Raw genomic sequence first — 18,751 nt, 5'->3', positions numbered from 1 at the left:
TCCTTATTTAATGAGATGAACGATTTAATAAATGCCTTTTTGCTTCAATATGGATAATGTGATTTCAGCTGCTTTACTTCCATTAGAGTTTTCTTCATTCTGTATATTCGTTGCAAAAAAGTATGTGTCCTGCCCTGACTCAACATATCCAATGAACCATCCATTGATGTTTTTTCCATTTACAGTGCCTGTACCTGTTTTTCCTGAAAGGAGGGCTTCCTCTTTTCTCTCTAGTTTAATGGAATCCTTCACTGTTTGGATATTCTTTTCTTTAAATCCAAATTGATTTGCATAAAATTTTTTAAGCAGCTGAACTTGTTCCACTGGAGAAATTTTAAGGGAAGATTCCAGCCAATATTCGTCTATTCCACCAGTTAGATCACGATTCCCGTACCTGATTCGGTCTAAGAAGGTTTGAATCGTACCGGGCTGCACCTGCTGGTCTAACGATTGAAAATACCATGTAACAGAATTTCTTATTGCAGAAGTTAAATCCTGATCCGCATTCCAGGAATCAATAGGATACTTAAGTCCGTTCCATTTGGCCGACGAGTTTTCAACCGTTATGGTGCCTGATTCTAAACCAAGCAGAGCACTATAAATCTTATAAGTGGAATTTGGTGAAACCCTTAATGTGCTTTTATTTTGATTATGAATAAGATATTGGTCTGCTTCTTTATCATACAACACAAAGCTTCCATCAAACCCTGCAAAATAATTGCCTAGATCCTCATAAATAATGTTATCATCCTTAAATTTATAGCTGCTATTTTCATGAGCCATTACAGAGATAATTGGAGCTTGGCCTGCAATAAATATCCCCGCAAAAAGGAGTACAGCCGCACTTTTCCATCTCAGCAGTTTTGATTCCGGTTTAAAACAGGCTATTTTTTCGATTCTCGTTTGGATCTGTTTCTTTGACCCGTTTAAATGGTTTGCCAAATCGACAGTCACTGCCCTTGAGGCTTTATGGGCAAAATGAATAATGCTGTTTCCATACTCCATATATGCCTTCTCATCCAAAGAATTTAAAACCTCAGCATCACAGGCGATTTCGCGATCCAGCCTCATTCTCCTAAAAGCAAGCCAAACTAGAGGATTAAACCAATATAAAACTTGAAGAATCACCATAAAATAATTGACTGCAAAATCTTTATTTTTATAGTGACTCAGTTCATGTAAAAAGATATATTCTATATCCTTTTCAGAAAGCCACTCGTCAAAATGGCGGGGAAGCACCACATAAGTCTTAAGAAGTCCAAACGTCATTGGGGTTTTAACGAGAGATGACTCTCCGACAATAATACATCCAGTAATCTTCAGTTTGTGTTTGCAGTGCTCGAATAATGATAAAAGCCCGTTATTTCTCAGGCTGTTTGTGTTTTTCTTTATTTTACTGATCTTAAGCATTGCGAGCAGCGTAAATACAGTCAAAATAGCCACTCCGGAAATCCAAATAAAGAATAAAGCATTATTTAATAATGTTAAATCATAGCGTTCTACCGAGACGGTTATGTCCTCCATCCAATTATTTTGCCTTAATGGAACCTCTGCAGATGGCGCAGTTTGGGATTGAAAGCTGCTATTGCTATTCCAAAAGGATAATGAATACGCAAATGGCATGAATTGTAATGGAATAAGAGGCAGTGGCAGAGCAAGCAATACTAGAAACCAAAGATTATAGTGAGCTTGGGCTGTTAAATGTTTCTTTAAAAGTCTTTTTAACAGAAGAATGACTCCGATTGTAAAAGAAGACACCAGCAGACATTCCAAAAAAACAGATAAGAACTGTGAGCTTGTTATCATCCTCAGACCTTCCTTCTAAAATTTTATATCTAGTTTTAATTCCCTAGATAAAATGAATACCAATCCTGCTAGCATTCTATTTTTACTTTATCAAATCATGGTGATCTTGTGAAACACCATAATATCATGGGTTTCTAGCGGTTGACAAAACAAGATTACAAATGTAGTATTGTATTACACTTGTAATCTTTATTCATTGTTTAAAAGTAAAAAGCTTAAAATTTTTATGGAGAGAGGTAATAAATATGAGGAAACAATATCATTCTGTTTTTAGGAATAGGTTAAAAGCAGTCCGGCTAGTCAGTTTGGTTCTGCTTCTTGCTCTGACTGGCTGTGCAAATGGCAGTTATCAATCAGATGTCAGTGCGGCAGAAAACTCCAAAGAAACTTCTGTAAATACAAAACAAAAATTCAAAAAGCTGGAGAAGGAATTTGACGCACGGCTTGGTGTGTATGCATATGACACAGGAACGAAAAAGACAATTACTTACAGGTCTAATGAGAGATTTGCCTACGCATCTACATTCAAACCGCTGGCAGCTGCAATATTGCTGGAGAGAAAATCACTGGAGGAGATGGATGAAGTCATTACATACACAAGGGATGACCTGGTTACATATTCTCCAGTTACAGAAAAGCATGTAAAGACTGGAATGACTTTAAGGGAACTCTGTGAAGCGGCAATCCGGTTTAGCGACAATACAGCAGGCAACTTAATGTTAGAGGAATTAGGAGGGCCTGAAGGATTCGAAGCAGCTTTGAAAGAAATAGGGGATACTGTCACAAAGCCTGAGCGCTTCGAGACAGATTTGAATGAGGCTGAGCCAGGGGACATCCGGGATACAAGTACACCTGAAGCACTTGCAATAAGCCTTCAGAAAGTCTTAATTGGCGATTTTCTGCCTGAAGAAAAGCGGAACATTTTAACCGATTGGATGCGGGGTAACGCTACTGGAGATCCATTAATCCGTGCTGGTGTGCCAAGCGGCTGGGAAGTAGCTGATAAGAGCGGTGCAGCAGGCTTCGGCACCCGTAATGACATTGCAATTGTCTGGCCGCCAAACAGGGAGCCGATTATCATGACGATCCTTTCCAGCAGGGATTCAAAGGATGCCGAATATGATAACGCTCTGATTGCAGAGGCAGCGGAGATGACAATAAAGGCTTTGGATTAAAACATTTACCAGCGGGGAAGATAACCCCGCTGAAATGTGAAAGGGTATTTTTATTCAGTTTCAAATAAACGTTTTGTAAATAATCGTAAGGAAAATGGCCGATTTTTGTTAACATGATCTTTATTTACCTATAAAAATAATCACACACCCCTTCAACATTCCTTTTCTAAAATATGGTTGAATACATATTTAGATAGGAGATGGAGAGCATGAACAAAAAATTGTTAATTGGTACAGGGGTGGCGTTGTCGCTGCTGCTCAGCCCATTCAGTCAGGCGTTCGCAGCAGAACCGGCAACAGGAGAAAGGAAACAAGTGGATAATATAGCGCACCGCGGTGCAACTGGATATGCACCGGAGAATACAATAGCCGGCTTTGATCTGGCTGTAGACATGAAAGCTGATTATATTGAAATTGATGTCCAGCGAAGCCAAGATGGTGAATTAGTGGTAATCCATGATACTACTGTTGATCGTACAACAGATGGAACAGGGAAAGTGGGAAATTTACCGTTTGACTATTTAAGAAGTCTTGATGCCGGCAGCTGGAAAGGGGAACAATTTGCGGGAGAATCAATTCCGACATTTGAAGAGATTCTGGATCGCTACCATGGTAAGGTTGGAATATTAATAGAATTGAAGACTCCAGAGCTTTACCCTGGCATTGAAGAACAAGTGGCAGCTGCATTAAAAGCACGAAATCTTGATAAGCCGCAAAATGAAAAAATCATTATCCAGTCTTTTAACTTTGACTCTATGAAAACAATGGATCAGCTTCTTCCTAAAGTTCCCATTGGTGTATTGACCTCTAACCGTGCCGATACTACAGCGGAAGCTTTACAGGAATTTTCAGCTTATGCAGATTGGTTCAATCCTAGCTATGGAATTGTCACCGAAGAATTAGTGAATCAAGTTCACTCTCTTGGCATGCAAATTGGGTCATGGACAGTGCGCAGCCAGGAAGCCGCCGACTTCTTGTTCGAAATGGAAGTTGACGCCATCATTACCGATTATCCGGATTATGTAGATTCTAGAAATTGATATCCGGAAAAGGGGCAGCTGCTGCTCCTTTTTTTGTCTGGAATTTATTTGCTGAATAAATTGAATCTGCTCATATTTGAATGGAATAACATTAGGAATGTATTAATTAAATTCTAATCCAGGAAACCTGTCATATTGACGGGTTTTTATTTTTTACTCCAGCTCTAATAGATTTTTATAATAATAATATTATTTTAAGAAACTAAATAAACAGAAATATGCTCCATACAAATTCTAGGATGATATCGCTTACATAAAATTTTTAATAATTTAAATTGACTGAAAAGTATAATTGTATTATTATTCTAACAATATATATTCTTCGCAACACGAATGAATAGGAATTCATCTTAGAGAAGGGATGGGAATTATGTCACAGTTATTAGCTTTGGTTATTCTATTACTTATTTTATTTATTGGAGATCTTGTTGCGGTTCGCACAAAGGCGTGGGTGCCGTCCATTTTTGTCTGTGCCGTATTGTTCCTTGCAGGTTATTGGACATTCTTTCCGCAGGATATCGTGGCATTGGCAGGGGTTCCGCCTGTTGTGGCAACGATGATGATGTACCTATTGATTACCAATATGGGAACATTGCTTTCGATTAAGGAATTGAAAAATCAGTGGAAGACGATTGTGATTGCTTTATCAGGGATTTTAGGAATTATTGCGATATTACTAGGAATCGGAACATTAATCTTTGGATTTAAAACTGTGGTTGTCGCTATTCCTCCATTGGTTGGAGGTGTAGTATCTGCCCTGATCATGTCGGAGGGAGCAAAGGAAGCGGGACTGGCTTCACTATCGGTTTTTGCAATCGTGATTTATGTGATGCAGGGATTTGCGGGATATCCGCTTACATCCATCGTCCTGAAAAAAGAAGGAAAGCGGCTTTTGAAGCAGTACCGCAGCGGACAGCTTGCTTATAAGGCTCAGGGGCCTGCAGTTGAAGAGACGGCTGCGTCATCAATGACAGTTTCAAAACCTGAACTTAAGCTTTTTAAGAATATGCCTGAGAAATATAATACAGATTTCTTCAAGTTTTTAAGATTGGCAGTAGTATCCTACCTTGCTTATCTGACATCGACATTGCTGGCTCCAGTTGCCAGTGTCAGTCCATTTGTCCTTTGCCTGTTGTTCGGGGTGATTGCCACAAGCATTGGCTTTCTTGAAAAGCAGGTGCTGCAAAAAGCAAATGGCTTCGGTTTTGCGATCATGGCTCTAATGCTCTTTATTTTTGACGGCTTAAAGCAGGCTACACCAGGGATGATGCTTGAAATTATCTATCCGCTTGCCGGAACCATTATTTTGGGTGTAATCGGAATGTATGTCTTCTCATTTATCGCAGGGAAAATTTTAAAAGTGAGCAAGGAAATGGCTTTTGCTGTTTCACTGACGGCATTATATGGGTTCCCAGCTGACTACATTATTACAAATGAAGTCATTAAAGCATTAACCGAGGATGAAAAAGAAAGGGAAATGCTGACCAGCAATATGCTGCCGCCTATGCTTGTCGGCGGATTCATCACAGTGACCATTGTGTCGGTCGTGCTGGCCGGAATATTTGTCGGACTTTTATAAGAAAGGGATGGAATTGAAATGAGTGAAGTTCAGACAGGGAAAAATGTGAATCTGGAAAAAGTACAGGAGAAAATAGAAAGTCATATTGACACATTAAGCAATTATACGGCAACTCCTGGAAGAGGGACAACCAGGCTGACATATAGTCAGGAGGATCTGCTTGCACGGCAGTATATTAAAGAAAGAATGAAGGCAGTCGGCTTGACTGTGCGTGAAGATGGATTGGGCAATATTTTTGGAAAACTTGATGGATCCTTAAAAGATGCACCGAGTGTTCTGGTCGGCTCTCACTTTGATTCTGTGCCGAATGGGGGATCCTATGATGGGCCTGCCGGAGTTGTAGCAGGACTTGAAGTGGCCGCACTTTTTACTGAGTATGGATTAACGCCGAAGTATTCTCTGGAGGTTATTGCTCTTATCGAAGAAGAAGGCTCCAGATTTGGCGGCGGCTTAATGGGTTCGCGCGGAATGACCGGTTTGCTGGCTGAGGAAGACTTCAAAGCATTGAAAGACAAAGATGGCATAACGACGGTTGAAGCCATGGAGAAAATCGGGCTGGATCCATCTCTCCCGAAAGTTCGTGACCCTCAAACAGTAAAGGCTTACCTGGAATTGCATATCGAACAGGGTCCAGTTTTAGAAGAAAAGAATATACCAATCGGAGTAGTCGAAACGATTGTCGGTTTAACACAATTGGAAGTAACTGTAAAAGGTAAGGCCGGGCACGCAGGGACCACTCCGATGGACAGAAGGTCGGACGCGCTGGTTGCCGCTGCCGGAATGATCACCCAATTTCCCGAGCTTGCTGCGGCAGAAGGAGAAGGGACGGTTGTAACAACGGGACGATTGCAGGTGTATCCAAATGGAGCCAATGTGATTCCCGATCAAACAGTATTTTCTGTAGACATACGCTCCGGCAGGGAGGAACATGTCCAGAATGTCATTCAGAAAGTGAAGGAATTAGCAGAGTCCTATCTTGATAGCGGATTAGAAATAACGGTTGAACAGCTGTTATATATTCAGCCAAAAGAGATGAATAAAGAGATTGTCAGTCTGCTAAAGGAGAAAAGCAGTAAACTTGGTTTCCCTTCATGCTCCATGAATAGCGGCGCCGGACACGATGCCATGGTTTTTGCTGATTACACAAGTACCGGAATGCTGTTCATTCCAAGCAAAAATGGACTGAGCCATTGTCCGGAAGAATGGTCTGATTCCCGGCATATTGCCGAAGCAGTTCAGATTTTGTTTGAGGCAGCAATAGAGCTAACGGAGGCGGATTAAGAGATGATTCATAACAGGCTAAAGGAATTGATTGGGGAATATAGTGATGAATTAACTGCACTGCGCAGAAAATTGCATCGTGAACCGGAATTGTCATGGGAGGAATTTAAAACGACCCAATTTATCTGTGAGTATTTGGATGGCTTAGGCATCTCTTACAGAAGGACAGAACCAACGGGTGTGATTGCTGACATTGCAGGAGGACAGCCGGGAAAGACGGTAGCTTTAAGGGGAGATATGGATGCGCTGCAGGTGGAGGAATTGAATAAGGATCTTCCTTATGCATCCATGGAGAACGGCAAAATGCACGCATGCGGACACGATGCTCATACTGCGATGCTGCTGGTTGCTGCCAAGGCATTAAATGAGATAAAAGAAGAATTGCCGGGGACTGTCCGCCTGCTTTTCCAGCCAGCCGAAGAGGTGGCGGAAGGGGCAAAGATGATGGTGGAACAGGGAGCGATGGAAGGCGTGGACAATGTCTTTGGCATCCACATCTGGTCACAAATGCCGACACACAAGGTATCCTGTACACCCGGACCGTCCTTTGCATCAGCTGATATCTTCAAGGTGACATTTAAAGGGAAAGGCGGACATGGGGCCATGCCGCACGATTGCATTGATGCAGCTGTCGTCGCCTCTTCCTTTGTCATGAATGTGCAGAGTGTGGTCTCCAGAACCATTGATGCCCAGCAGCCTGCCGTACTCACCATTGGGAAAATGACTGTAGGTACAAGATTCAACATCATTGCTGAAAATGCAGTCATAGAGGGAACAGTTCGCTGCTTCGATCCTGAAACAAGAGATCTTATTGAAAAACAGCTGCAGCAATATGCTGAAAATACGGCAGCTATCTACGGTGCTAAAGCAGAGGTGGAATACATACGGGGTTCGCAGGCAGTAATAAATGATGAATACAGTGCGCAGCTCGTCCAAAAGGTTGCCTCTAAAGCTTTCGGGGAAGATGTTCTATTTACTGAAAAGCCCACAATGGGGGCCGAAGATTTCAGTTTTTATCTGGACAAAGCACCTGGCAGCTTCGCCCTTGTCGGCAGTGGCAACCCAAAGAAAGACACAGAGTGGGCTCACCACCACGGCAAATTCAATATTGATGAAGACGCCCTAGCGACAGGTGCAGAGCTTTATGTGCAATATGCATGGGCATACTTGAACGAAAAGCAGTAAATCTGATCAATCCGTTCCTCTTATGGGAGGAGCGGATTTTTTTAACTTTTAAAGAAATAAAAAAAGGAAGCAGTCGATTAACTCTGCTCCCTATACACTATTGATTTATTTAATTCCTGTGACTAAGGAGAAAAGGTGGTTGTCGATGGACTCTAATAGTTGTGCAGATAGTTTGGCGGAATGTAGTTGAGGGGCAGTGGACGTAAAATTACTTTAATGTCAGTGGGCATTTCAAAATCCTGCTGTGCTTGTTTTAAATAACGATACATGGCTTTCCCGCCTACTGAGTTGGCAGAGTGAACAGTTATTCGATCCGCGAATAGCTGTTTTTGAACCATAATATGAACAAGCATAAGACCATTTCTCGATTTGCTTACTAAGTCATGGTCTAAAGACAGGTGGTCAATTTCATAGGTCTGAAGCAAAAGGATACATTCATCAATGGTCTCAACTAATACATGACCATGCGGTGCTCTCCGATAATCATCCAGAAATACGCTTATTTTCTCCATTTTTTAATCCCCTTTCAAAGGGGTGACTAAGAAAAGTCGAGTTGACCCTAGAGTTTTAATGCTTATTTCAATTGTAACATACATATGTAAGCAAAGATACCGAAGAGGGATTCATTGGAAGACAATCAAACATTCCTGCATCATTAAAAAGATAGTGAAAGGAGGTTGGGGCCTTTCCATGTGAAGTCAAGCACATTTTCAGTTATAAGCTTATTGATCTTAGATCCTTTCGTGTTCATGTCTGTACTATTGCCGGGTATAAAAGAGATAGATTATTTGTAAATAAAGAGAAAAGCCCAAAAGGATTAGATTCCTTCTGAGCTTGAAAACTTATCTGCCGCCGTTTAGTTCATTAACAAACCGTTCAATTACTTCCTCAATGCTCATCACACCGATATTTCCTTCTTTACGTTTTCTCAGTGCCAAGGATTGCTGCTCCATTTCTTTATCACCAATCACCAGCATGTAGGAAACTTTCTGTTTTTCGGCTTCCCTGATCTTGAGTCCCAATTTCTCTGTTCTGAAGTCGACTTCTGCACGGATACCAGCTAATTCCAATTGTGATTTTACATAGTCTGCATATTCTGCATGGGCATCTGAGATGGGAATGATCTTTGCTTGGATGGGTGACAGCCACAGTGGGAAATCGCCAGCAAAATGTTCAATTAGAATGGCCATGAAACGTTCAACTGAACCAAAGATTGCCCTATGAATCATAATGGGAAGGTGAAGTTTGTTATCTTCACCTACATAAGCACAATTAAACTTTTCCGGCATTTGAAAATCCAGCTGGACTGTACCGCATTGCCAGCTTCTGCCGAGTGAATCCAATATATGAAAGTCAATTTTCGGCCCGTAAAATGCCCCATCGCCAGGATTAATCTGATAGTTAACTTCTTTGTTTTTCAAAACAGATTCCAAAGCCCCTTCCGCACGTTCCCACATTTCCTGAGATCCCATGTATTCCTCTGGGCGTGTTGAAAGTTCAACTTTATAGTCAAAACCAAAATGGGAGTAGAATTCATCAATTAGGACAAGTATTTTATCAATCTCCGCATCAATCTGGTCAGCCCTCACAAATAAATGCGCGTCATCTTGAGTGAACGACCGAACTCTTAACAGTCCATTTAAAGAACCTGAGAGTTCGTGTCTGTGGACTAATCCCAGTTCCGCATAGCGGATAGGCAATTCCCGGTAGCTTCTCCGTTTGCTGTTGAAAACCAATATCGCACCCGGGCAGTTCATGGGCTTTATCGCATAATTTTGTTCATCCACATTTGAGAAATACATATTTTCATGATAATGATCCCAATGGCCGGATTGTTTGTTTTATGCTCAAATAGATAACGGATTCCCCGATTATGGATACTCTGATATAGATCATTTCCCCATAATAGCTCCAAGGCGGTAAATCATTCCCTTTTCTTCAGGGCTTGCAGCCGGTGACCCTGATCTCTGGAAAGAAAATGAAGAATAATTCATGTCCTTATCAACGCTAACTATATAGTTTTAATTAAAATAAAAAGCCGCACTTATCCCAGCAAAAGGGACGAGTGCGGTCGTGGTTCCACCCTAATTCCATAAAGCGTTTCGAAAGACTGCTTTATGCTCAAAAAGATAACGGATTCCCCGATTATGGATACTCTGATATAGATCATTTCCCCATAATAGCTCCAAGGCGGTAAATCAATTCCGTTTCTTCAGGGCTTGCAGCCGATGACCCTGATCTCTGAAAAGAAAACAAAGAAAGATTCGTGTCCTTATCAACGCTAATAATATAGTTTTAAATAAAATAAAAAAACGCACCCATCCCAGTAAAAGGGACGAGTGCGGTCGTGGTTCCACCCTAATTCCATAAAGCATTCAGAAAGTCTGCTTTATGCTCAAAAAGATAACGGATTCCCCGATTATAGATACACTGAGTACATCATTTCACTATAATAGCTCCAAGGTGGTAAACCAATCCCTTTTCTTCAGGGCTTGCAGCCGGTGGCCCTGATCTCTGGAAAGAAAATAAAGAAAGATTCGTGTCCTTTTCATAGCTCATATTGGATATTTTTACTGATTTTAATACACATTTTGGAAAAGGTCAAGAGGGTTAATAAAACTTTTAAAGCCTAATGAAACAACCCCGATTTCTTCGATTTTTTCATCAGCGCCTTTGTTTTTCTGCTTAATGGCTCTTTCAGGAAAGTTCCCATTAATAGTGCAAGGAAGCCGAATAGCGTCAGGATCAGGAGGTCTCTGTATACTCTCTCCCAAACAATGCCTCCAACAGCTTCTCTCATTAAATCAATTGCATAAGAGAAGGGCAGGAAAGGGTGGATGGTTTGGAAAAATTCAGGAAGCAAGGCGGTCGGATAAGTTCCGCCAGCACCCGCAATCTGAAGCACCAGCAAGACAATCGCCATGGCTTTTCCGACATCGCCAAATACAGATACTAATGTATAAACAATTAATATAAACACTAAGCTGCTTACCAGTCCAAACAGGATAAACCATACTGATTCTGCTACATCCACTCCGAGAATTAAGGTATCCCCTATTGTCACTACAAGGGTCTGTGCAAATCCAATGCTTAGGAAGGTGAGCAGTTTGCCGAAATAGATTTGTTTTCCCGTAAAGTCTTCAGGATGATGGACATCTGTAGCCAAAAGGGAAATTAATAGAAGGGCACCTACCCATATCGCAAGTACGGTATAAAAGGGAGTCATGCCTGTACCGTAATTTTGGATTGGGAATAGGCTGTTTTTATTGAGCTGAACAGGTTCCTCGAAGAAATCCTTCTCTGCCTCGGGATCATTTTGCAGCAGTTCGATGATCTCGTTGATGTCTGTCTCGCCCTGGATATCCCGAATCCGATCGGCTAATTGATTGATCTTTGAACTAACGTATGGATATTCTCCTAGTATATGTTTAAGAGTTTCTTTCCCTTTGCCCAAGTTCCCCTCTGTATTAGCAAGGATTTTTCCGATTTCAGGAATGGAAGATTGTATTTCAGTCAGGATATTCCGGGCATTACTCAATGTTTCCTTGGCGCTGGCCACTTCCTGTTTGATGGCTGGACGGATGTTTTCATTATATTCTTTAACGAATGCGTCGATCCTGCCTGCAGTTGCAGCTGAATTTTCCTGAAGCCGGGTGATTAAATCATCCGCTTCCTGCTGCTTGTCTGAAAGAAAGGCATTGACTTTCTGCCCGTTTGCCTGGATCGTCTGCAATTCCTGCTTTAATGCAGCCAATTGTTCCAGAGCCTGATTGATTTGTTCCTGATTCTGGCTTGTGCCTTGTTCAATATTAGATTCCTGCAGCTGCTTTAGTGCTGTTTCGATAGTCTCGATATTCTGAAGCGAACCCGCAATCTGCTCATTGATTCTATTGCTAATTTCCTTTCCCTGGTCCAGGTTCAAATCAGAGGTTTGAACCGAAGAGATAAAATCGTTCACCTTTACCGCCATATTCTGCACATGCTCCAGATTCTCCTGAATTTGGGGCTCCATTGCATTCAGACGATTCTCAGCCTCATTTATAAATTTCATCGTTTCATTAATTGTCTGCAGACCGTTGCCTGTTGCACGTTTGGCATCAGGAACGAGTGCTTGTGCCTTATCAATCATTTTTTGGGCATTTTCCGCATCTGACAGGGAGCTGCTTAATAAGGAATGGATTTCAGGAAGCTTTTCCTCCATTTGAAAAACATACTCTTCGAACCGCTTTATATCCGGAAGGTCTTTTTCAATCTCCAGACCCAATTCATTAAACTTCTCAAAAATAGTACCGTTCACGGTCGAGATAAAATTGCTTGTAATTGTATCGACAATCCCGCCTGCACCTTTTTCTGTGATTTTAGGTGCAATGGCATTGATTTTTTCATTCACATAATACTCGATTTTCGCTTTTTCGGGCTGATCTTCAATGACACTTCCCAGCTTCTGAGAGAAATTTTCCGGAATCACAATGACGGCAAAATAGTCGCCGTATTCCAGCTTATCCATCGCGTCTCCCCGTTCACCAAAGTGCCAGTCCATATCATCGTTCTTCTTCAACTCCTTGACGATGTCATTTCCAATATGTATGTCTTTATCACGAACCACTGCTCCGGCATCTTCATTCACGATTCCTACTGGAAGCTGATTCGTTTGACTATAGGGATCCCAGGAAGCCTCGATGTTAAACCAGGCATATAAAGAAGGCAGCAATGTCAAGCCTCCGATTAATACGGCAGCAACCCAATTCTTAAAAATACTTCTAATATCCTTTTTGTAAATTTTCCACATGCTGTTCAGTCCAATCTGCTCGTCTTCCTATAGATTTTGTGAATAATCGGTTAAATATATTCAGAATCTCAGTGTACAACAATTCTACCCCTATAAAAAAACGGTGTAAAACCAAAAGGGCATGGGCGATTATTTTCGGGGCTAAAGGAGCAGGTTCATTCGCATGAGGAAAAGAAATCCGAGCGAACGAGTCCGAACATGGTGCTCTTTCAGACAGGGGAGGAAGAAATCTGAGTGAATAAGTCCGAATTTGGTGCTCCTTTAGACACGGAGGTAGAAACCCGAGCGAAACAATAAATGACCTGCATCTCTGTTTAAGAACTCATTACTTTTATAAAATCTTCAATAAATCCCTGATAATTAAAATCCAGAAAAATATTTATATTCTTTTCAGAAGGCTTGGAACTGACTCTGAAATCAGCAATGGATGTACCTCTTCCATCATCCGCTGTTAGTATTTTCACATCTCTTCTAATGGAGCTTCCCATTTCAGGATTGACCATGAGGAACAGTGTTAAAACATCATGTAATGGAGCACCATTAATCCCGGGAATGAGTTTTTTATATGCTTCTATATAGTACTCCATTACCTCATCCATAATCTGAATCAGCGGGTTGTCAGTCAGCTTCTGGATCATATTAATATGCTCCATTGTAACGATGGCCTTGTTCGTAACATTAAGCGGGACAATATAGATATTATCCATATTGTTTACTACTACCTGTGAAGCAACGGGGTCACCATAAAAATTTGCCTCAGCTGAGGAAGTAACATTTCCAGGAACCAAAAAAGCACCGCCCATAATATAAAACTCTTTGATGGCGTCGGATATATTTTCCCCTAATAAAAATAGTGCAGCTAATGAGGTATTTCTCCCAACGTCTACTATAGTAACGTCCGGATTCATTCTTATAATGTTATAGAGCTCCGAAAAATTCGTCAGTTCCCCCTGCACATCCACCGGAGGGCGTATCGGACCCAATCCCTCTTCTCCATGAATTTCAGGATAGAACCTTGGGATTTCCCCTGATGATGGGCTATTAGCTCCGCCGATAATAGGGATATCGCTCCTGCCGGCTAGTTGAAGCAGATAAGTGATATTTTCTGTTGCTTGTTCTTTAGTGACATTCCCGTAACTCGATACGATAGCTAACACCTTGATGCCGGGATTAAGAAGGGCATACATGATGGCAACGGAATCATCAATGCCAGGATCTGCAAACAAAATGATTTTTTTCATTTATCTTCCTCCCATATAAAATATCCATTTCTATAACATATCAAAGGAGGAAGGGGGTTATGCCATTAAGGCAGAGAACCTTACCGCTAATATTGACAAACATTTCAAAAAATCATATGATAAAAATCCTGCCAATTTTACATTGGCCTAAGGGGACTGTGAAAAGTTCATTCTTCTTTGAAAAGGATGGGTACGATGAATAAAGAGCAATTGATGGAAAGTGCACGCAGTATGAAGGAAAGAGCGTATGCTCCCTATTCCAAATTTCCGGTTGGATGTGCATTATTGCTGAAAGACGGCACTGTCATTAATGGCGTGAACGTAGAAAATGTTTCGTTAGGTGCAACGAATTGTGCTGAAAGAACAGCTATTTTTACTGCAATTGCTAACGGTTACAAAAAAGGTGATTTTCAAGCTATAGCTGTAGCTGGTGATACGGCAGACTTTCTTCCGCCGTGCAGCATCTGCAGACAGGTGTTAGCCGAGTTCTGTATGCCTGATATGCCAGTCTACTTAACAAATGAAAAGCAAGAAATATTGGAACTGACATTAAAAGATTTATTGCCGTATGCGTTTACGGATTTAGAGATGTAGCATAAAAGGAGGGCAAGCTTTGAGAGATATTCACTCAAAGCTTGCCCTCTTTATTTTACAAGGCGATAACCACTCTATTTCTTCCCTCATGTTTGGCCTTGTATAACGCCTGGTCTGTTTTGTTCAATAACTCTGAAAAGCTGTCCACTGCAGCGGGATAGCTGCTAATTCCCATGGAAACAGTGACTGGTTTTCCGGAGGGGCTTAAAGTGTATTCAGTGATTTTCCTTATCAGTTCTGCAACAGATTCCGTGATATAGATATCGGTTTCTGGAAGGATGATTAGAAATTCTTCACCGCCTATGCGGAAGCACAGATCACTTGCTCTCGTTTCCCCCTTAACTAATTCGGACAAAAATTTTAATACTTCATCTCCCACTTGATGGCCAAACTGGTCGTTTACTGCTTTAAAATGGTCAATATCAAATAAAATGATGGAGTACCTATCGAGCTCACTTATCTTTTTTTCTAAAAAACGGCGGTTATAGAAGCCGGTAAACAGATCCAGGTTCGACTCACTTTCCGCATTCGTCAGTTTGGTCTGATAAAAATCCACAGCTATTAAAATAGCACGCTTTAATTCCTTTAACTTAAAATACCAGTTGGGAATTTGCGGCACAGGACGAGATGGTTCGGTCGTCATCTGCTTTGCGTATAGAGCTAAATTTCTGATCGGATTGACAATTTTTTTCAGCATGATCAGGGAGAGGGCGAATACAAACAGCATAAAGAGAATGGCAATCACACTTACTTGCCTGGCCATATCAAAGGTCGGCTCCATCACAGATTCTTTAGGAGTCTGGGATACAATGCCCCATTTACTTGTTGAGGCAGCAGAGGCATACCCGGCAAGCATGGCTATGCCTTTCGTATTCGTGACTTCCAGATTTCCGTTTCTTCCTTCTAAAACGTACTGTACCACTTTGTTTTCCTTCACATTATCGTTAATTCTATTTTTATCCGGATGATAAATAATATTACCTTCAGAATCAACCACATATACATAAGAGTTATTTTCATGCTTTGGATGCTGCCCCAGAACCTGGATGAGGCTGTTATCTTCATGTAAATAGATGGTTCCGGCTAAAAATCCCTCATACGATCCGCTTTCATCAAAAACGGGGACAGAAATAAGCATAATTAATTTTCCGGTCACACCTACATAAGGCTTTGATATTATAGGAACTTTCTTTTCCAGAGATTTTTTTGCACCACACTAGTTAATTTTGTTCCATTTAAAGCCATATCAGGAGCAGATGCTACGACGCGGCCTGTTTTGTCCGCAAAAAATGTAGAATTGAAATAGGTAGTCGACTGCAGAATGAAATCTAACTCTTTGTGGATTTTTCGGGAATCGTTCGTCATAAGATCTTCATTTCGTGCTTCCATCGTCAGATTTTTAATCATATTGACAAAAAGAGAATCTGTAACAGTTGCGAGTTTTTGAGCATAATATTGGTTTTCTATTAAATAATTTTTCTCCAGGTTGTTCCTGCTGACTACTACACTTGAAATGACACTTCCTGCATAGGTGCCAAGCATAGCAAAAGCCAGTAAGCCTAAAATAAGCCACTGGATGCTTAATCTGATAGGTTTTTTCATATCTCTTCACCGATAATAAAGTGCTGTTTATAGTTCAAATAACCTACTAAAATATACCATGAGATTTGTAGGAGTCACAACAAAAAAATTACGGATATAAGAAGGGGTTTCCAATTATTAAAAGAAATGAAAATGAATGTAAGATGATTCTGTCTGACTTTTAATCCACTGTGAGGAGGTGCCGTTCATGATCGAAAAGGATAATAAAGTGAAGAAAAAAGCGATTTGGGGCATTTGGGGTTTGCTTATTGGCGCAGGTGCTGGTGCCATATTGGGAGTTATAGCTTACAATCAGCAATGGCTGGGGTGACTAGGGAGTAAAGTGGTTTCTGCTTCTGGATAGTGCGGGAACCACTCTTATTGATTTCTCATAATATTATATGTGAGAAATGGGGGGTTCCATGTCAAAGTATATTAGTATTTTCTTCTTATTCGTGATGGTAAGTGTCTTACTCTTTTTTATCTTTGGTTCAGTATTTATGGGAGGAGGGGATCCGGCGGAAGAAGCGGTATACACATTCGGCATAATCATTGTCCTGCATCTGTCCTTTGTTATTTCACAGATCTGTTATTTAATTGATTTAATTAATAAGAAACGGTAACTCATTGATTGTCCGCTACTTAAGCGCGGCCGGCTCCCCAAATTCATCAAAAGGATGCTTAAAGTCAAATGCAAAAGAGTCAGGTCCATGCTGGATATAAGAATCATATCTTTTGAAAGCTTCCTTCCAGGAAACATTTGATAGCATATCCGGCCACCATACCACATAATTAGGCTGTCTCTCCGGAAGAGGATCAAACCACTTATTCCTGTCCAGCAATGCTTGTCTATGAAGACCTGAATAGGTAAACCGATATAAAGATTGCAGGTCTTTCCATACTGTTAAGGTAAGAACAGGAGTACCATTCCCTTTGATCATTTCTTCAGGGAGCTTCACTCTATTTGGGTTGAATTCTTTGATGAGCTGTCCAGTTTTAGCAGCCTCTCTCATTATATGATTTCCTGCTATAAAGAACTCCCTGGAGGCAGGGTGCTCTTCTGTATGCTTTAGCTGTCCAACTGTCAAAATTGCCGCAAATGCCAAGTTAATTCCTCCATCATTCCTTTTTATTTACCTATATTCTGAAAAGAATGGACTAATACCTGGATGGAGAGGTTAATTTAATGGATGTTGCCATTTTAGATTCTAATAGGGGTGCTTATTTAATTTCCCTTAAGCCCTGCCCTTCAAGAATATTCCGGATACCTTCTTCACAAACGCCATATGAGCGCCACGAACAAGTTTCACAAACAGTCTGTATATCTGAGGGAAGAGCATACTTCTGGATGTTTGACTCGATGTCCTGCCAGTACAGAATTTGTCCGATATTCATCCCTAATTTTTCTAAAATAACAGCATCCCTTTTATAAATATCGTCGTGCTCACAATGGTATTCGCCTGAGTTGGGATATTTTGCACATAGATGGTCCGGCCCCTTTACAAGCTGTATCCATGTCCTGGGGTTGTCTCTCAAGGTTCGATGCATACGGGTCATATTTTCCACATATTCCTGAGAGTAGCCCATTCCCCGATAGCCCAGAAGGCAAAAGAGGTGATGGCCACGCAGCTTATACATAAAATCCCCCCATTGTTCGATTAGATATATTGGTTAACTAAAATGACAAATAGGTTAACATAATTATTTATATTATCATATATTTTTGCCTTATGAACAATGATTGAAAAGTGGAGAAATGGGAATATGTAATAGGATCTAATGTTAACTTTATAAATGAGCACATTGATTGTTGACGCAATTCATTTTGGTTTTTATAATTTTATCAAGTGATAGGGTTCGCTTACTTGAAAGGGATTTTGTTTATGTTACTAAATGCAAACGATACACATAAAAAAATTGTGAAAGCAGCACATAAGCTTTTTATGGATTTAGGGTATCGGGCGGTTTCCACGAGAAGAATTGCTGAAGCCTGCGGCATTACGCAGCCTACCCTTTATCATCATTTTTCCAATAAAAAGGCCATTTATATGGAAGTGCTGAGGACTGAACTGGTTGATATGCAGAACGCTTTAAGCAGAATTATTAAGCGCTTTGAGGATGATATTGAAGAATGTTTATTTCAGGTCACTTATTATATTTTAATCAATAAGCCTCCTTCGATGGGCCAGATGTTTCATGATATTCAAAAAGAATTGGATCAGGAGCATCAGGGAACCGTCCGGAAATGGTGGATGGAGTCTTATCAGGAACCGCTTGCCTCGATCTTTGAAAAAGGGATTAAAGACCATAAACTGCGGGATCCAGCGGAAATAGGGTCTGACCCGGTTTCATCCGCGTACCTTCTGTTAAGTCTGATTTCATCAAGAAATACCGATTACAAATTGAAAGAAAGCCTGGCAAAAGAACAAGCCAGATTATATGTCAAAGTGATTCTTTATGGTTTATCGCAGTCTAACGGG

Annotated in this window: 17 protein-coding genes, 1 pseudogene and 2 other annotated features; of the genes and pseudogenes, 9 read left to right on the top strand and 9 right to left on the bottom strand. The window is 40.8% G+C overall.

The window, feature by feature from the left end; translation table 11 throughout:
- Positions 1–24 precede the first annotated feature (24 nt).
- Entirely contained in the window at positions 25–1,806 is a 1,782-nt protein-coding gene (locus CE058_RS00095) for a BlaR1 family beta-lactam sensor/signal transducer (RefSeq protein ID WP_163139434.1), read from the bottom strand.
- A gap of 245 nt (positions 1,807–2,051) precedes the next feature.
- Between CE058_RS00095 and bla the strand changes: the two genes are divergently transcribed.
- The 5 genes from bla to CE058_RS00070 all read left to right on the top strand — a co-directional run bounded on the left by bla (position 2,052) and on the right by CE058_RS00070 (position 8,066).
- On the top strand, positions 2,052–2,981 hold the full coding sequence (bla, locus tag CE058_RS00090) for a class A beta-lactamase (protein ID WP_163139432.1): 930 nt from the start codon (positions 2,052–2,054) through the stop codon (positions 2,979–2,981).
- A 209-nt stretch (positions 2,982–3,190) separates the two neighbouring features.
- Positions 3,191–4,021: a glycerophosphodiester phosphodiesterase gene (locus CE058_RS00085; protein WP_163139430.1), complete on the top strand. Its 831-nt coding sequence runs from the start codon at positions 3,191–3,193 to the stop codon at positions 4,019–4,021.
- A 370-nt stretch (positions 4,022–4,391) separates the two neighbouring features.
- Positions 4,392–5,600, top strand: a complete 1,209-nt coding sequence (locus CE058_RS00080) for a hypothetical protein (RefSeq protein ID WP_163139428.1) — start codon at positions 4,392–4,394, stop codon at positions 5,598–5,600.
- Between the two features lie 18 nt (positions 5,601–5,618).
- Positions 5,619–6,881, top strand: a complete 1,263-nt coding sequence (locus tag CE058_RS00075; protein ID WP_163139426.1) for a Zn-dependent hydrolase — start codon at positions 5,619–5,621, stop codon at positions 6,879–6,881.
- Positions 6,882–6,884: 3 nt separating this feature from the next.
- Complete coding sequence (locus tag CE058_RS00070) at positions 6,885–8,066, top strand: M20 family metallopeptidase (protein ID WP_163139424.1); 1,182 nt, start codon at positions 6,885–6,887, stop codon at positions 8,064–8,066.
- Between the two features lie 152 nt (positions 8,067–8,218).
- Here CE058_RS00070 and CE058_RS00065 read toward each other — a convergent pair whose 3' ends face one another.
- From CE058_RS00065 to CE058_RS00045, 4 genes and pseudogenes are all read right to left on the bottom strand, one after another.
- Complete coding sequence (locus CE058_RS00065) at positions 8,219–8,578, bottom strand: cyclic-phosphate processing receiver domain-containing protein (protein ID WP_163139422.1); 360 nt, start codon at positions 8,576–8,578, stop codon at positions 8,219–8,221.
- 330 nt (positions 8,579–8,908) lie between these two features.
- A pseudogene (gene thrS, locus CE058_RS00055) lies at positions 8,909–9,904 on the bottom strand (threonine--tRNA ligase); the annotation flags it as partial.
- A 216-nt stretch (positions 9,905–10,120) separates the two neighbouring features.
- Positions 10,121–10,354: a binding site (T-box leader), on the bottom strand.
- 40 nt (positions 10,355–10,394) lie between these two features.
- Positions 10,395–10,627: a binding site (T-box leader), on the bottom strand.
- Positions 10,628–10,695: 68 nt separating this feature from the next.
- Positions 10,696–12,855, bottom strand: a complete 2,160-nt coding sequence (locus tag CE058_RS00050; protein WP_163139420.1) for a YhgE/Pip domain-containing protein — start codon at positions 12,853–12,855, stop codon at positions 10,696–10,698.
- A 314-nt stretch (positions 12,856–13,169) separates the two neighbouring features.
- Positions 13,170–14,096, bottom strand: coding sequence for a nucleoside hydrolase (locus CE058_RS00045; protein WP_163139418.1), 927 nt, complete (start codon positions 14,094–14,096; stop codon positions 13,170–13,172).
- A 195-nt stretch (positions 14,097–14,291) separates the two neighbouring features.
- Here CE058_RS00045 and CE058_RS00040 point away from each other — a divergent pair, with 195 nt between their 5' ends.
- Complete coding sequence (locus CE058_RS00040) at positions 14,292–14,690, top strand: cytidine deaminase (RefSeq protein WP_163139416.1); 399 nt, start codon at positions 14,292–14,294, stop codon at positions 14,688–14,690.
- A 55-nt stretch (positions 14,691–14,745) separates the two neighbouring features.
- Here CE058_RS00040 and CE058_RS00035 read toward each other — a convergent pair whose 3' ends face one another.
- Positions 14,746–15,846: a sensor domain-containing diguanylate cyclase gene (locus CE058_RS00035; RefSeq protein WP_258751674.1), complete on the bottom strand. Its 1,101-nt coding sequence runs from the start codon at positions 15,844–15,846 to the stop codon at positions 14,746–14,748.
- A gap of 20 nt (positions 15,847–15,866) precedes the next feature.
- Positions 15,867–16,292, bottom strand: coding sequence for a PDC sensor domain-containing protein (locus CE058_RS00030; RefSeq protein WP_163139412.1), 426 nt, complete (start codon positions 16,290–16,292; stop codon positions 15,867–15,869).
- 187 nt (positions 16,293–16,479) lie between these two features.
- Here CE058_RS00030 and CE058_RS24910 point away from each other — a divergent pair, with 187 nt between their 5' ends.
- Positions 16,480–16,602, top strand: a complete 123-nt coding sequence (locus CE058_RS24910; RefSeq protein WP_163139410.1) for a CrcB family protein — start codon at positions 16,480–16,482, stop codon at positions 16,600–16,602.
- Positions 16,603–16,693: 91 nt separating this feature from the next.
- Positions 16,694–16,894, top strand: a complete 201-nt coding sequence (locus tag CE058_RS00020; protein WP_163139408.1) for a hypothetical protein — start codon at positions 16,694–16,696, stop codon at positions 16,892–16,894.
- A gap of 15 nt (positions 16,895–16,909) precedes the next feature.
- On the opposite strand, the gene CE058_RS00015 is transcribed toward CE058_RS00020, so the two are convergent.
- Together CE058_RS00015 and CE058_RS00010 are read right to left on the bottom strand one after the other, a co-directional pair.
- Positions 16,910–17,377: a DUF3291 domain-containing protein gene (locus CE058_RS00015; RefSeq protein ID WP_163139406.1), complete on the bottom strand. Its 468-nt coding sequence runs from the start codon at positions 17,375–17,377 to the stop codon at positions 16,910–16,912.
- A 115-nt stretch (positions 17,378–17,492) separates the two neighbouring features.
- A complete protein-coding gene (locus tag CE058_RS00010; protein WP_163139404.1) occupies positions 17,493–17,909 on the bottom strand; it encodes a DUF1284 domain-containing protein in 417 nt (138 codons plus the stop codon).
- Positions 17,910–18,154: 245 nt separating this feature from the next.
- Here CE058_RS00010 and CE058_RS00005 point away from each other — a divergent pair.
- Positions 18,155–18,751, top strand: a 597-nt coding sequence (locus CE058_RS00005; protein ID WP_163139402.1) for a TetR/AcrR family transcriptional regulator, incomplete at its 3' end; no start/stop codon positions are given.

Origin of the sequence: Bacillus sp. 22-7 (assembly GCF_010628845.1) — a bacterium.
Lineage (GTDB): Bacteria > Bacillota > Bacilli > Bacillales > Cytobacillaceae > Cytobacillus > Cytobacillus firmus_B.
Note: the sequence above shows the minus strand (reverse complement) of the source record. Positions and strands in the feature narration are given on the sequence as shown.